Below are 20,163 nucleotides of genomic sequence, written 5' to 3' on the forward strand. Positions count from 1 at the left end.
CATAGGTTAGCCTAGCCTAAGTATATAATTGTAGTTCGGTTTCATTTTTCTCAATTTTTCTTACCAGTGTGGAGGCAGTCCCATTCAACCATGAGTTCTTCACTTTCTGCCCCTCGCACCCGAATTATTCTCACGTTTCTTTTAGGAATAGCCTGCCTACTCCTTCTCACCGTAGTTTCTCTGGCAGTAGGCTCTCGCATGATGAGTTTGCCCCATGCCTGGCAAGGGTTTTGGGCGCACAATCATTCCTCGGACTCATTAGTTGTGTGGAAATTACGACTCCCACGTACACTCGCCGCCCTTCTCGTGGGCATGGCACTGGCAACAGCGGGCGTATTAATGCAGGCCCTCACCCGCAATCCACTGGCAGAACCAGGGCTCTTAGGCATCAACAGCGGGGCGTCACTGGCAGTAGTAACGGGAATCACCACGCTGGGAACCGCCGCTCCCCTTCACCAAATGTGGTTAGCATTAGCCGGTGCGATGGTGGCAACAACCATAGTTTTCCTCCTGGGCATACCACGCTCCTCCACACGGTTTAACCACATATCTCAGTTACTCCTTGCCGGCGTAGCCTTAAACGCGTGCTTGAGCGCGTTGACCGGCATTATCACTATGTTCAACTCCCAGGCGTTCGATTCTTACAGATTTTGGGTAGTAGGGGCATTCGAGGGTCGCCCTCTTGAAGTATCGCTAACCGCCCTGCCGTTCATGGGGGTAGGCATTCTGCTGGCGTTACTAGTTATCCGTCCGTTGGAAGCGCTGGCTTTAGGTGACGACGCCGCCACCGCACTAGGAGCGCCGGTGACCTTAGTTCGAGTAGGTACGCTGGCAGCTATCGCTCTTCTATGCGGGTCGGCAACCGCAGTAGCTGGACCTATATCCTTTATTGGCCTAATGATCCCTCATTTTTTGCGACTTTTAGTAGGAATTCGCCTCTCAGCAATTTTGCCGCTTTCACTGGTTTTTGGACCGCTACTTATGCTGACCGCCGATATCATCGGCCGAGTAATTGCCATTCCTTCGGAAATTGAAGCGGGGATTGTGACCGCATTTATTGGAGCGCCTTTGCTGCTCACTTTGATTATGCGGTTCAATTCCGCCCCTGCACGCCCAAGAAGAAAAGCTCAAAACATCACGCAGACTGGTGGAGAAATCGTATGAGCACGCAATCAGCACTCCTCCCCCGTATGCATCGACGCCGCGCAGTGACCGCCATAGTAATCGGGTTGCTCATCGCCATGCTCGCGCTGACCATCACCGTAGGAACTTTCGAGATTTCGCCACAGGGCGTCTGGCAAGTTCTTACCGGCGGCGGAAATGAAATGGACCGCTACATTGTACTCAACCAACGGCTACCTCGAGTGGTGGCAGCTCTGGCGGTGGGAGCCTCCCTCGGTCTAGCAGGGTCTATATTCCAATCGGTCTCCCGAAACCCTCTTGGTTCACCCGATATCATCGGCTTCACCACCGGTTCAGCCACCGGGGCGCTGGTGGTTTTACTCTTGCACTCCCATGTCAGCGATGCCGCCCCAGGGGCAAACTCTGTACTGGGGGTAGGGGCAGGAGCAATCATGGGAGGATTTTTCACCGCCGCTTTAGTGCTTCTTTTTGCAGGAAAATCAGGTCAAAAATCTATGGGTCAATCACTGATTCTGATTGGTATCGCAATGGGTGCCATGCTCTCAGCTATCAACGATTTCCTGTTGACGCGAGCCGACCTTGATCAAGCAGAATCTGCAAAAACATGGCTGTTTGGCTCTCTTAACGCAATGACGTGGAATGCTTCGCACGCCGCGCTCCTTGGGGTTATTATCGCGATTCCGCTGGTTCTGAGCTTCTCACGCGTAGTACGAGTGCTAGAACTGGGAGATGATTTAGCGGCAGGTTTGGGGCTACCCGTGCGTGCCGCCACCTATTGGCTCATAGGCGGCGCCGTCGTCCTTACGTCCCTCTCTATCGTGATTGCTGGGCCGATTGGGTTTTTGGCATTAATGGCACCTCAATTAGCCCATCGACTCTGGAAAACTCCCGGTGCGGCTCTGTGGCAGTCTGCGCTCATGGGCGCACTTATGTTAGTTATTGCAGATTTCATAGCCGCACGTGCGCTAGCTCCCTTCCAAATTCCCGTAGGGCTCGTCACGGGCGCAATAGGCGGGCTCTACATGCTTTGGTTTATAGTGCGCAACCGCTAACAGTGCCTGTTCGCTCATCAAAAAACACCTAGACATTCTGCGTTACTAAGTGGTCTGATAGTTCCATGAGCACATATGCATTAACAAACGCAAGCACTGGAAAAGTAGAAGAAGAATTTGACTCCATTAAAAGCGAGCAGATTCCAGAAATCATTGAAAACGCCCATGCGGCGTACCTCAAGTGGAGTTCAGCCAGCATGGCAGAGCGCGCCGAGGTTCTTCATAAGTTCGCCGATATTGTCGATCAGAACACCGATGAACTAGCGGACATCATCGGTCGCGAGATGGGTAAGCCCCTCAAGCAGGGCAAGGCAGAGGTCACCAAGGTTGCCAAGACCGCCCGCTGGTTCGCAGATAACGCGCCCGAATTCCTCGAAGACACCGTGCTCCCCGCAGAAGGTGCTGAGAAGACCTACGTTAAGCACGATCCGCTGGGTGTGCTCTTCGGCATCATGCCTTGGAACTTCCCCTACAACCAAATCGCCCGTTTTGCACTGCCTAACCTGATGGTGGGTAACGCTATTTTGATGAAGCAGGCGGCAATTTGTCCCGTCTCATCCCAGCGATTCCAGACCATGCTCGAAGAAGCTGGTCTACCCGTTGGCGCTTACCAGAACCTCTACCTCGATACCTCAGACGCCGAGAAAATCATTGAAGACTTCCGCGTCAAGGGTGTTTCGCTCACTGGTTCTGAAGCAGCCGGTGCATCTGTTGCCGGTCACGCTGCAAAGAACCTCAAGCGTTCGGTGCTCGAACTCGGTGGCAATGACCCCTTCGTAGTTTTGGACACCTCAGATGTGAAAGCTCTTGCCAAGAAGGCTGTTACCTACCGCATCGCTAACGCCGGTCAGGTCTGCACATCCCCCAAGCGCATGATTGTGCTAGAGGATCTCTACGACGATTTCGTTGCCGGCGCCAAGGAAGCACTGGAAAACGTGAAGGTTGGTCCTTACGACGGCGAAGATACCGACATGGGTCCGCTCTCTTCAGAGGGTGCTCGCGACGAAGCCGTGGAGCGTGTCGCTCAGGCAGTCAAGGACGGCGCAACCCTGCATTTCGGCGGCGAGAAGCTCGACCGCGACGGCTGGTTCATGTCACCCGCGCTGCTCACCGACGTCGACCTCAACTCAGACATGGGTTGCAACGAACTCTTCGGACCCGTCGTCATGGTTTTCAAGGCGAAGGACGAAGAGGACGCGCTGCGTATCGCTAACCACAGCGAATACGGCCTGATGTCTTCGGTATGGTCTGAGGACTTAGAGAAGGCTCAGAAGTTCGGTGCGCGCATCAACGCCGGCATGGTGCTGATTAACGCTCACATGGAGTCCGACCCCGCATTCCCCTTCGGCGGTATCAACAAGTCCGGTTACGGTCGCGAGAACGCCCAGTGGGCGCTACGCGAGTTCACCAATGAGCGTATGGTGCGCGTGCACGAGCAGGAGCTATAAGGCTTTAGCGACTGCTGGTCGCGGGTTTCCGCGCTAATTATTCCTCCGCCGTCCTGAGTGAGAACCCAGGACGGCGGAGTTTTTGTGGGTGGGGTGGATCCAGCCTAAAGTAACGGAGGCTCTTAGCTGGTGTAGAAACCAGTATCCTTGGTCAGGTTCCCCTTAGCTGTAGGTACGGTGAGAACATAGCGCCCCAGGCGGTTAAAGGCATCTAAATCAGCCTGGGTGTTATTTGAATCGAAGGGCATACAGTCGGAGAAGAAGCTCATAGCAGCACCTGCTGATTTAGTCAGTTTCAGGCTAACCCCTCCTTTTCCATCAGAAACCATGTACTTTCGGGCGTCCGCTAGAGAGAGGGTCATTTTGTATTCGTACATTTTTACTCCAGCCCAGGCTCCGCCAAACGGTGTAGCTACTGCCCCCGTAGACGTTGGAATCGTCCAGAGCCCCGAATCATTCGCGCCGCGGTACCAGGTACGAATATCGTTCGCGGTATCGAGATTTTCTGGGCGCCAGAAGGTGAGAGTTACGGGGCCGGTCAACTGAGCAGCGGTGAGGTTGGTGATGTCAATCTTTGAGTCACGAACGCAGCTACCAGCGTCGCTGTAGACCGCGTCATCTGTGGCATAAAACTGAAAGCGGTTGCGCCAGGGCCAGGCGCTGGTGGTAGCTCCACAGGCGCCGGTGGCGGAGGTCATTTCGGGTACGGAGCAGGTAGAGGTGTAGTTAGTGGTAGTGCCGCGACCGCTAAACCAAATAACGGAGGAAAGAACCGGGATTGGGCTAGCTGCGTAGGCTGGAATAGCTGCGGAGGCAACCACAGCGGGTGCCGCCCATGCGGCACCTTTCACTAAAGTACGGCGAGTTGTTTTCACTATATTCCCTATATGTTGGAGGCGCGCTGTTTGCTCAGAAACATTCAGCGCGGGGGGGCTTCTAGATTGTCATTATCCGAGCGCATGATGGCTAATCACTTCTCGAATTTATTACGATACTGAACTAGTTGTGAAAGAAATATAGCCAAAAGTACAAAACAATTCGCCGGGTTTAGATAAGTGGTTCATGCAATCTGAATACAGCTCCGCCGTCCTGAGTGAGAACCCAGGACGGCGGAGTTTTGTGCGGTCAATTTCGACGGCTTCGTCTAAGTCTTTGCGCAGACCTTGCAACGCTGCCAGATAAATCACGAAGGTGTACCCGAGGTTTTTCCACACGTAAGTAGCGGTAATCATGAATAGCGCCCAGTGGGGATCGGTGTAGAACTGCGGTGATTCAATGCCGATTCGCCCTAGGAGGTCTTGAATCAGACCGTAACCGGGGTCAAAAACGAATTGAAAAGCTACGCCGATTGCTGCACCTGAGATGACGTAGGGAGCGAAGACGAGCGAGCGCACCAGATTGCGCCCTTTGAGGTTGCGGTCAAGCAACAGGACAAGACCTAGCCCTAGCACCATGGAACCAGCAACTGCTACGAAGGTGAAAATATGAACGCTGGGTGATGCGAATCTTGCGGGGATATTGAATCCCTCAAAACTTATTTACCCTACTCAGTAAACAGAAATCGAACAGCCTACAGAAAAAACCCAGTAAATCACCGAACGTTCGTTAAATAATTTTCCTCAAACTCTATTTTTACCTTCCCCTGTCGGATAGGATTTTCCTCAAACGAATGTGAACCAGCTCATATTCTTCATTTCCAGCACCCTTCAGGAGACCCCATGACAGCCTCCGTCGCCACCGCACCGTCCCACAGAATGTCCACCGAAGAACGTAAAGTTCTCGCAGGAACCCTCGTGGGCACCACCATCGAATGGTACGACTTTTTTATCTACGCCCAAGCAGCAGGTCTCATCCTCGCCACCCATTACTTCAACCCGGCAGGCAACGAATCAGCAGCCCTCGCTCAGATTGTAGCTTGGGCTTCCCTCGGAATTAGCTTCATCTTCCGCCCCCTCGGCGCAATAGTGGCCGGGCATATTGGCGACCGCTACGGACGTCGCATCACGCTGGTTCTCACACTCATTGCTATGGGAGTAGCAACAGTGGGCGTCGGGCTAGTGCCCACCTACCAAAGCATCGGAATCGCCGCGCCCATCCTGGTAGTAGCCCTTCGAATTCTCCAAGGATTCTCCGCCGGAGGCGAATGGGGCGGAGCTGCTCTCATGTCTGTCGAACATGCCCCCATTGGCAAACGAGGTCTTTTTGGCGCCTTCCCACAAATCGGCGTGCCCCTTGGCATGATTTTGGCAACCGCCGTCGTCCTGCTCATCAACCTTACAATTGGCCCCGAAGCTTACCTGGCGTACGGCTGGCGCATTCCTTTCTTGCTATCTATTGTGCTGATTGGTGTGGGTTTTTATATTCGACGCTCGGTAGATGAATCTCCCGTATTTCTTGAAATGCAGGAGCTAAAGTCTGAAGAATCCGCCCCACTCAAAGAACTCTTTCGGACGAACACCAAAGAAGTTATCCTTGCCGCACTCATCTTTATCGCCAATAACGCTGCAGGCTACCTCGTGATTGCCTTCTTCGCAGCCTACGGCGTGAAGGCGCTGGGCATGAGCCGCAATGAAACACTAACGGCATCGCTCATTGGCGGGTTCGGCTGGTTCATCTTTCCCCTCCTCGGCGGTTGGATGTCAGATAAATTCGGCAGAGTACGCACTTTTCAACTGGGTTATATCGCGATGATTATTTGGGCTGTTCCCATGTGGCTCATGATTGATACGGGAAATATCGTTCTCTTCACCCTGGCAATCTTTATCCTCACAATGACGTTGGGGCCTTCATACGGTCCCCAGTCAGCGCTTTACGCTGAGATGTTCCCCGCTCGCGTGCGTTTTTCAGGAATCTCGATTGGTTACGCCATTGGGTCGATTTTTGGCGGCGCATTTGCCCCCATGATCGCCGAGATGCTTCTGACCGAGACAGGAAAATCCTGGTCAATCGGTGCATATATCGCCATCGCCGCCGTTATCTCACTGATAGCTGTCAGCATGGTTCCTCGATCGATTCAGGACATCAATCTTCACCCCGAGAAGGCACGCTAGCAGTTCCCTGCCCCCACAAAGTACACCGTTTCCGCAAAAGTACAAGCTAGAGCATGTATTTTTGCGGAAACGGTGTACTTCTCTTACCCTTGCCCCAAGATATTGACTCACATCACATTTATTTGAGATTATTTATTGAACGACCATTCAGTAAATCAGCGTAGTCACTCGGCGAAAGCATGTGAGCTGCATTCCAACAAAGGAGTTTGGATGAGTACCCCTGAAGCATTCCTCATCGGCGGATCACGCACCCCCGTTGGGCGGTACGGCGGAGCTCTCTCCTCGGTACGACCCGACGATCTTGCAGCGCTCTGCATCAAAGACGTCATCGAGAAAAGCGGACTCGACCCCGCGGTAGTAGACGAAGTCATTCTGGGCAACGCTAACGGTGCCGGTGAAGAAAACCGCAACGTAGCCCGTATGGCGTGGTTACTCAATGATTACCCCGATACCGTTCCCGGCATCACGGTCAACCGCCTGTGCGCTTCAGGCATGTCCGCTATTACCGTGGCAGCACAAATGGTTAAATCCGGCGCAGCAGATATCGTGATTGCAGGCGGCGTGGAATCCATGTCACGCGCCCCCTGGGTGACCGAAAAACCCACCAAAGCATTCGCCAAGCCCGGGGAAACTTTTGACACCTCTATCGGCTGGCGCTTTGTAAACCCCGAATTTAAAAAGCGCGATAAATTCACCTACTCCATGCCTGAAACCGCTGAAGAAGTAGCAAAGCTAGACGGCATCACCCGTGAAGACGCCGACGCCTTCGCCGTCCGCTCACACGAACTAGCATTGGCGGCTATCGAGGCAGGCAGGTTCAAAGATGAAATCGTGCCGGTCACCATTCGAGACCGCAAGGGTAACGAGACCATGGTGGACACCGATGAAGGCCCCCGGCCCGGAACTACCACAGAAGTTCTCGCTAAGCTGCGCCCCGTCGTCGGCGGAGGTTCGGTAGTAACGGCGGGTAATTCGTCGTCGCTCAATGACGGCGCCTCGGCAATCATTGTCGCTTCAGACGCTGCAGTGAAGAGATACGGACTAAAAGCCCGTGCACGATTTGTGGATGGCGCTTCCGCCGGTCTTGCCCCTGAGATTATGGGCTTAGGCCCGGTTCCTGCAACCGAGAAAGTGCTAGAACGCTCCGGCTGGTCAATAGATGACATTGGCGCGGTAGAACTCAACGAAGCCTTTGCCACCCAGTCGCTGGCGTCCATGCGGCGTTTGGGAATTAACCCGGACATCGTGAACCGCGACGGCGGCGCGATTGCTTTGGGTCACCCGCTCGGTTCGTCGGGCTCCCGCCTCTTGATTACCCTCCTTGGTCGCATGGAACGCGAAAACGAAGATAAAGGTCTAGCTACCATGTGCGTTGGTGTGGGTCAGGGCGCGGCAACCCTGGTGGAGCGTGTCTAATGCTCACCACCGACCACTTTCAAGCCTTAACCGTAGACGAGCGCGAAGACCGACTGCTGGTGCGCATGAACCGGCCCGAGGTGCGCAACGCCATCGACGCCGCCATGGTAAGTGAACTACACGAGGTATGCCGCTATCTAGAACGCACTCCTAAAATCATGATTTTGACCGGGTGCGAAGCTAATGGGCGCGGTATTTTTGCCTCCGGCGCCAATATAGCCCAGTTGCGTGAACGTCGTCGAGAAGATGCCCTCCTCGGCGTCAATTCGCAGATTTTTGACCGCATCCATAAGTTGCCCATGCCGGTGATTGCGGCGATTGACGGGTATGCCCTCGGCGGAGGCGCCGAACTTGCCTACGCTGCAGATTTTCGGCTGGGAACCCCTTATATCAAGATGGGTCAGCCCGAAACCGGGCTAGGTATTATTGCCGCAGCCGGCGCACTGTGGCGGCTCAAAGAGCTGGTGGGTGAACCCGTAGCGCTGGAAATTCTCATGGCGGGGCGCATTCTCAACGCCGAGGAAGCGTTGGAACTCAAACTCGTCACCGAAATTCACGATCCGGCAGAGCTACTTGACGCCGCCCACGCATTAGCAGACCGCGTTGGCAAACAGGATCCGCTCGCCGTGCGCATTACCAAGCGCGTGTTCTCGGCACCGCCGTCGGCACATCCTCATATTGACGAGCTTGCCCAGGCAATTCTGTTTGAATCAGAAGCTAAGTTCGATCGCATGCAAGCATTTCTTGACCGCAAAAAGAAGTAGGTAAAACTTATGACTGAAAAGACGGCTCTTCCCTCCAAAGTAGGTGTACTGGGCGGCGGACGCATGGGCGCAGGTATAGCCCATGCCTTCCTCATTTCGGGGTCGCAAGTGACCGTGGTGGAACGCGATGCCCAGTCGGCTCAAGCTGCCCGCGAGCGCGTGGAATCTGATTTAGCAAAGTCTCTGGAACGTGGAAAGATTGATGGAAATCTGGACGTATGGGTAGAAAACCTGGCGGTGACTACTAGCTACTCCGATTTTGCCGGGTGCGAGTTAGTGGTTGAGGCAGTTCCTGAGATATGGGATGTAAAGGTTGAGGCACTCACCGCAGTAGAAGCTGAACTCGGCGAGGAAGCCTGGTTAGCTTCAAATACGTCCTCGCTTTCTATTGACGGGCTGGCAGAGGAACTTCAGCGGCCCGAGTGCTTCTTGGGGCTGCACTTTTTCAACCCGGTTCCAGCATCCAAGCTGGTGGAAGTCGTTCAATCGAAGCATACGGGCGAGGAGCTTCGTGCCCTAGCACCACAGTGGGTTGAGGGTCTCGGCAAGACGCCGGTAGTGGTCAATGATGCCCCGGGCTTCGCGTCGTCCCGACTCGGCGTTGCGATTGCACTTGAGGCTATTCGTATGGTTGAAGAAGGCGTGGCGTCTCCGGCTGATATTGATAACGCGATGGTACTGGGCTACAAGTTCCCTATCGGCCCTCTGGCCCTGACTGACGTTGTGGGGCTGGATGTGCGTCTGGGAATTGCTGAATATTTGGAGTCCCAACTGGGCGAGCGATTCGCCCCTCCCCAGCTGATGCGCGAGATGGTAGAGCGCGGTGAGCTCGGCAGAAAGTCGGGCAAGGGTTTCTACGACTACAGCTAAGGTTTCAGCAGGGTATACGAAAAGGGCGGTTGGATTGAATCATTTCGTTCCAATCGCCCTTTCCCGTTTCTCAGTTAACGAGTTATCAACTTAATATTTTGAAGGTCTTAGAGCAGATCAGCCTCTTTAAGGAGCTTAAGAATCTCGGTATTTTTAAGTTTCTTATCTATCAGTAAATTACTTAGTGCTCCTCCTGGAAGCTTTGTTCGCTCACCGTCAGCAAGGCTATGGGCTGCATCTAGTAAGACTCGAACATCGTAGGTTGAGTTATACACTTCGGGGATTCCTCGTTCTATCCCCAGGAGGGCATATACAGACTCCATAGCAGTTCGCACCGAATACTCGGTAGTGAAGATACAGTCTCGAGTAGCAGATTGGGCGAACTGACCGATAAAGGCGAAATTCTGGGAACCTTCCGGAACTACAGCTGGACGGTCTGTGTGCTTACGCGGCATAAAGAACGAAGTGACATACGGCATCATAACTGGGACGCACTTAGCTCCCGTAGCGGCCAGCTCCTCAATTTCATCAGTAGGAACACCGAGGTGATAGAGCCATTCCTGGACTATTTCCTCCCCGGTGCATTCCTGCAAAGATTTCTTAACATAGTCTCCGGGTACATCGCTAAATAGACCATAGACCCATACAACCACCTGATCCTTAGGCTGTTTTTTGAAATGTGGTTGACGGTTGACTGTCCAGGACATTAACCAGCTTGAATCTTGTGCAGTGACGATTCCACCCGTTACTACACGGCCACTCAGAGGGTTACGGTGAGAAATCTGCTCAATATAACGCGGGATACGCTCATCCAATGTGGTAACGGTAGCAGACTCCCATTTAGTTTCCTCAATATTGGAACAAAAAACTTCTGGTTTACCGAAAGCAGGATCCTTCTTCGCAATTTTTTTCCACAAGTCCCAGGCTGGAGCAGGACCTTCATTGAGTTGTGCCGCAGTATGATGATCGCCCTCATCAGAATTATCTACGAGGGAACCGATAGTTATGAAGAGCAAATCATTGTCGGTAAGGGGAATATTTTCTTCTTTCCCCTCCCGAATTACATGGATAGCCGTGGCGCGCTTAATCCCTTGGGGTCGATTATCCTCAAAATCTATATCTGTAACTTCAGAATCATAGGAAAATTGAACGCCGTGATCTTGCAACCATTTGACGAGAGGTAGGGTCAGCGATTCATACTGGTTATACTTGGTAAACTTAAGGGCAGAGAAATCCGGTAAGCCATCAATGTGGTGAACAAATCGATGCAGATATAGCTTCATCTCAAGAGCAGAATGCCATTCTTCAAAGGCGAACATCGTGCGCCAATACATCCAGAAATTGCTCTTTAGAAATTCATCAGAAAAAACTTCATTGATTCGTACATCTTGAAGCGAATCGGCGTCTCGCAAGAAAAGGCTCATCAATTCTTTCTGCGCCTTTTTGCTGAGGGTAAATTTGCCGTTAGTTGGCCATTCCTTACCCTGTTGGTAAGTAGCGCGGCACAAGGAGTAGTTAGGGTCGTCTTTATTGAGCCAGTAAAACTCATCAAGCACGCTAGCATCTTCGATTTCAAGCGAAGGTACGGATCGAAAGAGATCCCATAGAGTTTCAAAATGATTTTCCATTTCGCGACCGCCGCGTATTACGAACCCTTTGTCAGGTTCTTCAATTCCGTCTAGAGCACCGCCCGCAATCATGGACTTTTCGTAGATGGTGATTTTGGAGCCATCCATATGCCCATCTCTTATAAGGAACCCCGCAACAGCTAAACCTGCTAATCCGCCACCCACAATATGAGCGGTTTTATGGTCGATGTCCTTAGGCTTCCGCGACCTTGCGAAAGCTTCGTAGTTCCCTGCAGTATACTGCACGGTAATCATCTTCTTTCAATCTACTCTTATTTGATTATAAGCTTGATTACTTTAATGATAGTACCCCTTGGAAGCGCAAGAGACAGTAATAGTTGCATATTACGGTTTATGAAAATCGTAAGAAATCTCCACTCTTAGCAACTAAAGTTATTTGATGAAGTTAGTAATTCTCATGGTGCACAGACGTGCACCATCGCCATTGTGAGTAATGACTACTTCGTGGGTAGTGAGGGAACGTCCTAGGTGGATTGCCGAGGATGTCGCCGTCACACTTCCATCTTTCGAAGATTTATGATGCGTGGCGTTCACGTCTACCCCGACTGCAACCTTCCCCATCGAAGAAGCATGGATGACCGCGCCCCAAGAACCTACTGCCTCCCCCAGCGCCAGCATTGCCCCACCATGAAGCAGCCCCAGCGACTGGCGGTTTCCTGCAACCGGCATGGTTGCCACTACACGTGTAGCAGATTCTTCCAGCACTTTTACGCCTAATTTTTCATCTAGCTCACCCAGCGTAATTTTCCAGAGTTCGCGCTGGGTAGATGATTCTTGTGCTTCGTTCATGAAAACCCTTCAGAGGAATAAGTGAGGTGCGTTATAGTAAGAATAATAACTGAACGAACGGTCGGAAAGTTTGTTTTGTTCAATCTTCGGAAGGATACTCATGACTAGCCCCGCGCTCATTCCCAGCTTCGTCAAAGGCAACTGGTGGACGCCGTCCAACCCGCAGAAGCTCTCAGAAATCCAAGATACCTCAACCGAAGAAGTCATCTTCACCGCCAGTACCGAGGGAATCGATACTGCGGGAGCAATCGAGTACGCGCGCATCGCTGGGCAGAAGAATCTGGGTGAGCTCACCATTCACGAGCGCGCTTTGAAGCTCAAAGAGTTGGCTATTTACCTCAACGAGCATAAGCAAGAACTCTACGATATTTCGTTCGCCAGCGGTTCCACCCAGCGCGATCACTATATCGATATTGATGGTGGCATCGGCACCCTCTTCACCTTTTCCTCCAAAGGACGGCGCGAGCTCCCCAACTCGAACGTGATTATTGACGGCGCAACCGAGCCGCTTTCAAAGGACGGTAGCTTTGCCGGTGAGCACATTTACACCCGGCTGCCCGGAGTCGCAGTAGAGATTAATGCCTTTAATTTTCCAGTTTGGGGCATGCTGGAAAAGTTTGCACCGGCGTTTATTGCGGGCATGCCTTCGATTGTGAAACCAGCGACGGCAACCGGTTACGTGACCGAGGCATGTGTACGCCTCATGCTAGAGTCAGGCGTTTTGCCCGAAGGCTCCATTCAGCTCATTTCCGGCTCTGCTCGCGACCTTCTGGATTACCTGGATTACCGAGACCATGTGGCGTTCACAGGCTCCGCTAGCACCGCACAAACCCTGCGCGCCCATCCCAATGTACAAACCAAAGGTGTGCGCTTTACCGCAGAAACCGACTCTCTCAACGCAGCAATTCTTGGTCCCGATGCTGAAGTTGGCACACACGAATTTAATGCTTTCATCAAGTCTGTATTTGTGGAGATTACCGCTAAGGCAGGTCAAAAATGTACGGCAATTCGCCGTGTCATTGTGCCGACGGGTCGCTGTGACGACGTCATCAAGGCGCTGGCAGAAACAATCTCCAGCAAGGTGAAGATAGGGGACCCTCGGACAGAGGGAAGCACCACTGGTGCTTTGGCATCTTTGGAACAAAAGGGCGAAGTGTCCTCCTCAGTTGAAAAACTCACCGCTGCCGGAGGCACTATCGCTTTCCAGAGCGAAGCTCCCAGCGAAGGCGCCTTTTACCCCGTCACAATTTTGACCTTTGATGACCCCCGCAATGAGGCCGTCCATTCGGTTGAAGCATTCGGGCCAGTAACCTCGGTCATTGAATACAGCGACTTTGGAGAGGCTATTGAGCTGGCGAACCTCGGCGAAGGCTCACTAGTAGCTACCGTGTGCACTAACGACCGCGAAATTGCCCAGCAGGCAGTTTTAGGTATCGCTGCTCATCACGGTCGCGTTTTGGTCTTGAATAGGGAAGACGCAAAAACTTCCACCGGACACGGCTCCCCGGTTCCGCATCTAGTGCACGGTGGCCCCGGACGTGCAGGCGGCGGCGAAGAACTTGGCGGTGTGCGCGCTGTCAAGCACTATATGCAACGCACTGCCATTCAAGGTTCCCCCAATATGCTTACCGCCATTACCGGCGTGTGGCATCAAGGAGCTGATGCGCGCACCGTAACGCGCGAATCGGTAGATACCGGCGAAGGCGTCCACCCCTTCCGGAAGTCACTGGCTGAGCTAAAGATTGGTGACCAGTTCGTCTCTCCCCTGCGTAAAGTAACCTTAGAGGACATCACCGCTTTCGCAGATTCCACAGGAGATCAGTTCTACGCCCATACCGATGAAGAGGCCGCCGCCGCCAACCCATTCTTCCCCCGTCGGGTTGCCCACGGTTACCTGCTGGTCTCTTGGGCTGCAGGTCTGTTTGTGGATGCCGCCCCTGGGCCAGTACTTGCAAACTATGGATTAGAGAATCTGCGATTCATCACTCCGGTAACCTACGACGATTCGATTCGAGTCACCCTCACCGCAAAGAAGATTACCCCGCGCGTAACCGATGAATACGGTGAAGTCGCTTGGGACGCCGTACTACATAACCAGAACGACGAAATTGTGGCGACGTACGACGTTCTGACTCTAGTAGAAAAGAAGTAAGCGGCTGCCTCACCCCAAGTTTGTATCAGATTTCGCGCTCTATGCCACGAGGCACCCAGTAAAGAACGCAAAGTTTGATACAAACTGGCCGGGGGGGTATTTCGTGACGATAGGCTACATTGAAAGTGCATTTTCCCAGGAGTTGCCATGGTTCACTATAACGAGTTTGACCAGCCTATTGGCGATGAGGTTTCCGGATGGACGCCGCGCCCACGCCCCGAACGAGTTACGCTCAACGGGCGTTTTTGCACTATTGAACCGCTCTCTACCGAAAAACACGGAGCTGATCTCATCGAAACGCTTTTGCAGCGTTCTGAGAACAGTATCTGGACATACATGGCCGCCGGCCCTTTTGAGACCACAGAAGACTTTATGGAGTTTCTTCGGGTTCAAGAAAGTTCAGCAGATCCCCTGCATTTCACGATTATTGACCACGAACTAGGCAAAGCAGTCGGCACATTCTCGCTCATGCACATGACTCCTGAGCATGGCACTATTGAAGTGGGCTGGGTCATGTATTCACAGCTTCTCAAACGCACTGCAACCGCCACCGAAGCGCAGTATCTCCTCATGAAATACGCCCTAGGCGATTTAGGGTATCGGCGTTATGAATGGAAGTGCGATGCTCTCAACGAGCCTTCCCGACGTGCTGCACGTCGCCTGGGCTTCCGGTTTGAAGGAATTTTCCGCAACGCCCTCATCTACAAGAATCGCTCCCGTGATACCGCCTGGTTCGCTCTCACCGACGAGGATTGGCCGCATCAAAAGCAAGCCTTCGAAAATTGGTTGCGCCCGGAGAATTTTGATAATCGGGGGCAGCAAAAAGAAGCTCTAGAGCGACCTAGCGAGCTGTAGCTGAAGTAGCCGTCGAATCGGCCATACCATCAAAAGCCATTTGGACAACGGCATCGGCGAGCTTTTCAACGTTCTCCCCGCGTTCTGGGCGATACCAGGTTGCGAGTGAGTTAATCATGCCGAAAATCAGTCGAGCGATAGTTCTGTCTGAAATATCTTGCCGGATTTCTTTTGCCTCCTGTGCCGTTTTGACCAGCGCGGATAACCTGCTGGTAAGCTCCCGACGTCGTTCTAACGCCTCGGTTTCTACCTGCGAGTTACCCCTGAGCCGCAAGAGGAGGGTTACATTATCAAACTGTTCTACCAGCGCATAGACAGTCTGGCGAGTCACGAATTCCACCGCTTCAGCAGGGTTAGAATCCTCTAGGGATTCAGCGGCATCAAAGACTTCTTCAAGGGACACCAGCGCCCGGTTAAGGGCATATTCCAGAATTTCCTCTTTGGACTTTACGTGATGGTAGATTGCCGATTTAGTAATTCCGAGGGCATCTGCCAGCACCCCCATTGAAGTGGCTTCATACCCATATTCATTAAAAGCACGAACGCAGATACTGAGAAGTTCTTCTCTCTCGTAGCCCGGTCTGCCGCGCTTAGTAGAGGCGATATGTGATTGATTAGCCATGAGATCCTCAGAAAATGGTTCGCAATAAAATGAGCTGAGATACCCTGTCGTTGGGGCATCTCAGCTCATTTTATGCTGTCTGGGCGAGAAGAGTCTGATTTATAGCAACGTGAGACTCAACGCGATGTCTTAGCTCTCGGTATTCTTGGGGCGGTGATCGTAAATACGACGAATCTTTCCCATCGAGCGGGGCAGAACATCAGGGTCAAGTACCTCAATACGGCAGGAAGAGCCAATCTTAGTTTTAATGTCATGTTGCAAACGCTTAGCTGCATCCTCAGCCTGTTCGAGAGTGATGTCCTCTCGACGTTCGATGCGAACGGTCATTTCATCCATACGATGGGGGCGAGTAATCTCCAGCGCAAAGTGCGGAGAGAGTTCGGGGTGACGAAGTGCAAGTTCTTCCACCTGAGTGGGGAAGAGATTGACGCCTCGCAAGATAATCATGTCATCGCTTCGACCGGTAATTTTACCCATGCGGCGGTGCCCTGGACGCGCGGTGCCCGGTAGCAAACGAGTGAGGTCATGCGTGCGGTAGCGAATAATGGGTAGTGCCTCTTTGGTAAGCGCCGTGAAAACCAGCTCTCCGGGGTGGCCCAAAGGCATAATCGAATCGTCAAAGGGGTCAATGATTTCGGGGCGGAAGTGGTCTTCCCAAATATGCGAGCCATCCTGCGATTCAAATGATTCGCCTGCCACACCGGGGCCCATTACTTCGGACAGTCCGTAAATATCACAGGCTTTGAGGGTGCCAAAGGTCTGTTCAATTTCGTGACGCATTTCAGCCGTCCACGGTTCTGCACCCAGAATTGCGGTGCGCAGCGAGGTCTCTTTGGGATCCACGCCCAGCTTGCGGAACCCATCTGCAATGGTGAGCAGGTAAGTGGGGGTAGAGAGAATTGCCTGAGGTTCAAAATCTTTAATCATCTGAACCTGCTTTTCGGTTTGCCCGCCGGACATCGGAATGACGGCGCAGCCTAGCCGTTCAGCGCCGTAGTGGGCGCCCAGACCGCCGGTGAACAGGCCGTACCCATAGGCGTTGTGCACCTTATCGCCGGGCTTTATGCCGGAGAAGCGGAAGCAACGAGCCACCAAGGTTGCCCAGGTCTGCAAATCGTTTTCTGTATAAGTCACCACGGTGGGCTGACCGGTGGTACCAGAAGAGGCGTGGATTCGGCGAGTCTCGCTCATCGGTACTGCATTCGCTTTGAAAGGGTACGCCTTACGGAGAAATTCTTTATCGGTGTATGGGAAAATCTTCAGGTCGTCGAGCTCTTTGAAGTCACCAGGATGTACCCCCGCCTCATCGTAGAGCTCTTTATAGGCAGGTACATTTTCATAGGCGTAATGGAGGGTCCAGCGCAGTCGCTCGAACTGGAGCGATTCGATTTGATCACGGCTCATCAGCTCTTCGGGGTCCGGTTGGGAACGGTCTGCGGCGACAGGAGCCACGCTGTAGGGATTTTTTACACTGCAAGAAGTACTACTCTGTACTGTCATTTTTCTTCCTTTGGTTAGTGCAAATGTTTATTTACTGGGCAGTTGGACGGGCGATGGTGCGGGAGCGACCGCGAAATTCTGCGATAGTGCGCCCGTCCTCGCCAGTGACTTTGATGTCGTAGAGACCGCTACGGCCATACTGTTCACGGACCTCTGCGGTGGCTGTTAGTTTTTCGCCTGCTTGCCCTGAGGAGACAAAGTTGATGTCTGCACCCGATGCCACGGTGATGGTTTCAGGGTCACCTTCTGGCTTATTGCAGGCGAGCGCGAAGGCAGTATCAGCAAATGCAAAAATCATGCCACCGTGGGCTATTCCGAAGCCGTTGAGCATTTCTTCACGCAGTCTCATGGTGATGGTTGCGTACCCGTATTCCGCATGAAGAATTTTGATTCCCATCCATTCGGTGGCGGGGTCGTTTTTAAGAATGACGTGAGCTAATGTCATAATTCCCCTCACGATTTACTGACCGAATGTTCGGTCAAACTATGCAGTCACAGCCACTTTGCCACAAATTTTGTGAACTGCGCAACATCTTGACTGAAATTTAGGTACAATCTTATACTGAACGAACGGTCAGTAAATCATGCATCGGTTTCTCATCCCTACCGGCTTCACGCAAGGAAATTCTCATGAACGCACCTCAAGCAGACCATCTGAAAGCAGTATCAGATGCCGCGCTCGGCGAGGACGAGCAGGCAGCCCAAAACTACTTTGACCAGCTCATTAGCGAAGACTCCCGCGTGGAGCCTCGTGACTGGATGCCCGAAGGCTACCGCAAGACCCTCACCCGCCAGGTGTCTCAGCACGCTCACTCTGAAATTATCGGCATGCAACCCGAGGCCAACTGGATTACTCGTGCCCCTTCTCTCAAGCGCAAAGCAATCCTCATGGCAAAGGTTCAAGACGAAGCAGGTCACGGCCTCTACCTCTACTCCGCCGCCGAAACCCTCGGCACCCCCCGCGACGTCCTCAACCAGCAGTTGCTCGATGGCAAGGCAAAATACTCCTCCATCTTCAACTACCCAGCACGCACCTGGGCAGACATTGGTGCCATCGGCTGGCTGGTCGACGGCGCAGCTATCTGCAACCAGGTTCCGCTATGCCGCGCATCCTATGGTCCCTATGGTCGGGCTATGGTTCGTATCTGTAAAGAAGAATCATTCCACCAGCGCCAGGGTTGGGAAATTCTCTATGAGCTCTCCCACGGAACACCCGAGCAGAAGCAGATGGCACAAGACGCCGTCAACCGCTTCTACGGTCCCGCGCTACAGATGTTTGGTCCGCCCGATGAAGACTCCCCCAACTCCAAGCAGTCCATGGCGTGGAACATCAAACGGTTCTCCAACGACGAGTTGCGCCAGCGTTTCGTTGACATGATGGTTCCCCAGGCAGAAGCACTCGGGCTCACCCTGCCTGATCCTGATTTGAAGTGGAACGAAGAACGCGGCCACTACGACTACGGCAAACTCGACTGGAACGAATTCAAGTCCGTCATTTCCGGTCACGGCCCCTGCAACGTCCAGCGTATGCAACGTCGTCGCGCCGCCCACTCCGAAGGTGCCTGGGTTCGCGAAGCCGCCGCAGAATACGCCCGCAAGATGGAAGCCCGCAACGCAGAACTCATTGGAGCATAAACATGTCTGACACCACCCAAAACACCCGCGAATGGCCCCTCTGGGAAGTTTTCGTACGCTCATCCCGCGGGCTCTCCCATGTACACGCTGGATCACTTCATGCGCCCGATGCCACCATGGCTCTGCGCAACGCACGCGACCTCTACACCCGCCGCAACGAAGGAACCAGCGTGTGGGTAGTGCCCTCGGACGCGATCCTCTCTTCTGACCCCGACCATAAAGGCGGGTTTTTCGAATCGGCACAGGGCAAGAGCTTTCGCCACGCAACCTACTACACCAAGAGTGAAGGGGTGAAGCACCTATGAGTTTTGCATCCAACGACTCCGCCACCAAGCAGAGCGCCGGCATCGCCATTACCGCCGAAGAAATCGCCGAACAAGGCATCACAGCGAGCGAAGACGTAGCCCGCTACGCCCTCTACCTCGGCGACGATGCCCTCATGCTCGGCCAACGACTCTCCCACTGGATTTCCCGTGCGCCCGAGCTAGAAGAAGATATCGCGTTGGGCAACATCGCCCTCGATTTGGTCGGACACGCACGATTCTTCCTCACCTACGCAGGAACCGCCTGGGGCAAAACCGAGGACGACCTCGCCTACTTCCGCGACGAAGAAGAATTCCGCTCCTGCCGCCTCGTCGAACAGGAAAACGGTGACTTCGGGCAAACCATCGCCCGTCAACTCATCTTCTCCTACTACCAGCACGAACTCTACTCAAAGCTCGTGGAGTCGCAGGACGAAACCCTGGCAGCCATCGCCGCCAAAGCGCTCAAAGAAGTCCAATACCACCAGGACCACGCCGCCCAGTGGCTACTGCGCTTAGGCATCGGCACCGAAGAATCCCACCGCCGCATCCAAGAAGGGCTCTACTACATGTGGCCCTACATCGACGAGCTCTTTCACGACGACGACGTCACCGCCGCTCTACCCGGCATCGCCGTCCAACCCTCCAGCTTGCGCGAAAACTTCGACCGCCGCATCGCTGAGATTATCTCCGAAGCAACCCTCGAACTACCCCAGGTAGATCAAGCCTGGGGAGGGGACCGCTCCGGCGAATTCTCCGAAGCCCGCGGGCATATTCTCGCGGAAATGCAGGTTCTGGCGCGGCAGTTCCCCGGAGCCACCTGGTAAAAACACCTTTTCTCATAATCAGCCCTTACAGGCCAAGGAGGTGACCCATGAAATTCGGGTTCGATGACATGCAGCGCGAAATGCTCAAA

At 53.3% G+C, this 20,163-nt stretch carries 18 protein-coding genes and 1 pseudogene; 12 read left to right on the forward strand and 7 right to left on the reverse strand.

Annotated features, from left to right (window positions below; genetic code table 11):
- Positions 1–90: 90 nt before the first annotated feature.
- From A7E48_RS06035 to A7E48_RS06045, 3 genes and pseudogenes are all read left to right on the forward strand, one after another.
- Positions 91–1,164 carry an iron ABC transporter permease gene (locus tag A7E48_RS06035; RefSeq protein ID WP_083147233.1) on the forward strand — a complete coding sequence of 358 codons (1,074 nt, stop codon included), beginning with the start codon at positions 91–93 and terminating at the stop codon, positions 1,162–1,164.
- Positions 1,161–2,195: an iron chelate uptake ABC transporter family permease subunit gene (locus A7E48_RS06040; protein WP_068170832.1), complete on the forward strand. Its 1,035-nt coding sequence runs from the start codon at positions 1,161–1,163 to the stop codon at positions 2,193–2,195. The genes A7E48_RS06035 and A7E48_RS06040 overlap by 4 nt, the downstream gene beginning before the upstream one ends.
- Before the next feature lie 62 nt (positions 2,196–2,257).
- Positions 2,258–3,643, forward strand: a pseudogene (locus tag A7E48_RS06045) (NAD-dependent succinate-semialdehyde dehydrogenase); the annotation flags it as partial.
- A gap of 122 nt (positions 3,644–3,765) precedes the next feature.
- Here A7E48_RS06045 and A7E48_RS06050 read toward each other — a convergent pair.
- On the reverse strand, positions 3,766–4,518 hold the full coding sequence (locus A7E48_RS06050) for a hypothetical protein (protein ID WP_068170836.1): 753 nt from the start codon (positions 4,516–4,518) through the stop codon (positions 3,766–3,768).
- 111 nt (positions 4,519–4,629) lie between these two features.
- On the reverse strand, positions 4,630–5,097 hold the full coding sequence (locus A7E48_RS06055; RefSeq protein WP_083147234.1) for a carbohydrate ABC transporter permease: 468 nt from the start codon (positions 5,095–5,097) through the stop codon (positions 4,630–4,632).
- A gap of 264 nt (positions 5,098–5,361) precedes the next feature.
- Here A7E48_RS06055 and A7E48_RS06060 point away from each other — a divergent pair, with 264 nt between their 5' ends.
- From A7E48_RS06060 to A7E48_RS06075, 4 genes are all read left to right on the forward strand, one after another.
- Positions 5,362–6,693: an MFS transporter gene (locus tag A7E48_RS06060; protein ID WP_068170839.1), complete on the forward strand. Its 1,332-nt coding sequence runs from the start codon at positions 5,362–5,364 to the stop codon at positions 6,691–6,693.
- 210 nt (positions 6,694–6,903) lie between these two features.
- Positions 6,904–8,109: an acetyl-CoA C-acyltransferase gene (locus A7E48_RS06065; protein WP_068170843.1), complete on the forward strand. Its 1,206-nt coding sequence runs from the start codon at positions 6,904–6,906 to the stop codon at positions 8,107–8,109.
- Complete coding sequence (locus tag A7E48_RS06070) at positions 8,109–8,873, forward strand: enoyl-CoA hydratase/isomerase family protein (RefSeq protein ID WP_068170845.1); 765 nt, start codon at positions 8,109–8,111, stop codon at positions 8,871–8,873. The genes A7E48_RS06065 and A7E48_RS06070 overlap by 1 nt, the downstream gene beginning before the upstream one ends.
- A gap of 9 nt (positions 8,874–8,882) precedes the next feature.
- Entirely contained in the window at positions 8,883–9,743 is an 861-nt protein-coding gene (locus A7E48_RS06075; protein ID WP_068170848.1) for a 3-hydroxyacyl-CoA dehydrogenase family protein, read from the forward strand.
- Positions 9,744–9,850: 107 nt separating this feature from the next.
- Here A7E48_RS06075 and A7E48_RS06080 read toward each other — a convergent pair whose 3' ends face one another.
- Complete coding sequence (locus A7E48_RS06080; protein ID WP_068170955.1) at positions 9,851–11,617, reverse strand: oleate hydratase; 1,767 nt, start codon at positions 11,615–11,617, stop codon at positions 9,851–9,853.
- 147 nt (positions 11,618–11,764) lie between these two features.
- Positions 11,765–12,181 (reverse strand): PaaI family thioesterase, encoded by a 417-nt coding sequence (locus A7E48_RS06085; protein ID WP_068170851.1) that lies wholly within the window; start codon positions 12,179–12,181, stop codon positions 11,765–11,767.
- A gap of 100 nt (positions 12,182–12,281) precedes the next feature.
- Here A7E48_RS06085 and paaZ point away from each other — a divergent pair, with 100 nt between their 5' ends.
- Together paaZ and A7E48_RS06095 are read left to right on the forward strand one after the other, a co-directional pair.
- Positions 12,282–14,333 (forward strand): phenylacetic acid degradation bifunctional protein PaaZ, encoded by a 2,052-nt coding sequence (paaZ, locus tag A7E48_RS06090; RefSeq protein ID WP_198924130.1) that lies wholly within the window; start codon positions 12,282–12,284, stop codon positions 14,331–14,333.
- Between the two features lie 147 nt (positions 14,334–14,480).
- Positions 14,481–15,188, forward strand: a complete 708-nt coding sequence (locus A7E48_RS06095) for a GNAT family N-acetyltransferase (RefSeq protein ID WP_068170854.1) — start codon at positions 14,481–14,483, stop codon at positions 15,186–15,188.
- Here the strand turns inward: A7E48_RS06095 and A7E48_RS06100 are convergent.
- The 3 genes from A7E48_RS06100 to paaI form a co-directional block, all read right to left on the reverse strand.
- Entirely contained in the window at positions 15,175–15,810 is a 636-nt protein-coding gene (locus A7E48_RS06100) for a TetR/AcrR family transcriptional regulator (RefSeq protein WP_068170858.1), read from the reverse strand. The genes A7E48_RS06095 and A7E48_RS06100 overlap by 14 nt on opposite strands.
- Before the next feature lie 129 nt (positions 15,811–15,939).
- A complete protein-coding gene (locus A7E48_RS06105; protein ID WP_068170861.1) occupies positions 15,940–17,310 on the reverse strand; it encodes a phenylacetate--CoA ligase family protein in 1,371 nt (456 codons plus the stop codon).
- 31 nt (positions 17,311–17,341) lie between these two features.
- On the reverse strand, positions 17,342–17,755 hold the full coding sequence (gene paaI, locus A7E48_RS06110; RefSeq protein ID WP_068170864.1) for a hydroxyphenylacetyl-CoA thioesterase PaaI: 414 nt from the start codon (positions 17,753–17,755) through the stop codon (positions 17,342–17,344).
- A 185-nt stretch (positions 17,756–17,940) separates the two neighbouring features.
- Here paaI and paaA point away from each other — a divergent pair, with 185 nt between their 5' ends.
- From paaA to paaC, 3 genes are read left to right on the forward strand one after another with little or no spacing between them, the layout of a single operon-like run.
- Positions 17,941–18,945 carry a 1,2-phenylacetyl-CoA epoxidase subunit PaaA gene (gene paaA / locus A7E48_RS06115; RefSeq protein ID WP_068170866.1) on the forward strand — a complete coding sequence of 335 codons (1,005 nt, stop codon included), beginning with the start codon at positions 17,941–17,943 and terminating at the stop codon, positions 18,943–18,945.
- Between the two features lie 2 nt (positions 18,946–18,947).
- Entirely contained in the window at positions 18,948–19,250 is a 303-nt protein-coding gene (gene paaB, locus A7E48_RS06120; protein ID WP_068170870.1) for a 1,2-phenylacetyl-CoA epoxidase subunit PaaB, read from the forward strand.
- A complete protein-coding gene (gene paaC / locus A7E48_RS06125; protein ID WP_068170872.1) occupies positions 19,247–20,074 on the forward strand; it encodes a 1,2-phenylacetyl-CoA epoxidase subunit PaaC in 828 nt (275 codons plus the stop codon). The genes paaB and paaC overlap by 4 nt, the downstream gene beginning before the upstream one ends.
- Positions 20,075–20,163: the final 89 nt, after the last annotated feature.

Origin of the sequence: Rothia sp. ND6WE1A (assembly GCF_001683935.1) — a bacterium.
GTDB classification, from domain to species: Bacteria; Actinomycetota; Actinomycetes; order Actinomycetales; family Micrococcaceae; genus Rothia; species Rothia amarae.

Coding starts and splice junctions, on each gene's coding strand:
- A7E48_RS06035 (WP_083147233.1), top strand. CDS start 91: ATGAGTTCTTCACTTTCTGCCCCTCGCACCCGAATTATTCTCACGTTT.
- A7E48_RS06040 (WP_068170832.1), top strand. CDS start 1,161: ATGAGCACGCAATCAGCACTCCTCCCCCGTATGCATCGACGCCGCGCA.
- A7E48_RS06055 (WP_083147234.1), bottom strand. CDS start 5,097: ATGGTGCTAGGGCTAGGTCTTGTCCTGTTGCTTGACCGCAACCTCAAA.
- A7E48_RS06060 (WP_068170839.1), top strand. CDS start 5,362: ATGACAGCCTCCGTCGCCACCGCACCGTCCCACAGAATGTCCACCGAA.
- A7E48_RS06065 (WP_068170843.1), top strand. CDS start 6,904: ATGAGTACCCCTGAAGCATTCCTCATCGGCGGATCACGCACCCCCGTT.
- A7E48_RS06070 (WP_068170845.1), top strand. CDS start 8,109: ATGCTCACCACCGACCACTTTCAAGCCTTAACCGTAGACGAGCGCGAA.
- A7E48_RS06075 (WP_068170848.1), top strand. CDS start 8,883: ATGACTGAAAAGACGGCTCTTCCCTCCAAAGTAGGTGTACTGGGCGGC.
- A7E48_RS06085 (WP_068170851.1), bottom strand. CDS start 12,181: ATGAACGAAGCACAAGAATCATCTACCCAGCGCGAACTCTGGAAAATT.
- paaZ (WP_198924130.1), top strand. CDS start 12,282: ATGACTAGCCCCGCGCTCATTCCCAGCTTCGTCAAAGGCAACTGGTGG.
- A7E48_RS06095 (WP_068170854.1), top strand. CDS start 14,481: ATGGTTCACTATAACGAGTTTGACCAGCCTATTGGCGATGAGGTTTCC.
- A7E48_RS06100 (WP_068170858.1), bottom strand. CDS start 15,810: ATGGCTAATCAATCACATATCGCCTCTACTAAGCGCGGCAGACCGGGC.
- A7E48_RS06105 (WP_068170861.1), bottom strand. CDS start 17,310: ATGACAGTACAGAGTAGTACTTCTTGCAGTGTAAAAAATCCCTACAGC.
- paaI (WP_068170864.1), bottom strand. CDS start 17,755: ATGACATTAGCTCACGTCATTCTTAAAAACGACCCCGCCACCGAATGG.
- paaA (WP_068170866.1), top strand. CDS start 17,941: ATGAACGCACCTCAAGCAGACCATCTGAAAGCAGTATCAGATGCCGCG.
- paaB (WP_068170870.1), top strand. CDS start 18,948: ATGTCTGACACCACCCAAAACACCCGCGAATGGCCCCTCTGGGAAGTT.
- paaC (WP_068170872.1), top strand. CDS start 19,247: ATGAGTTTTGCATCCAACGACTCCGCCACCAAGCAGAGCGCCGGCATC.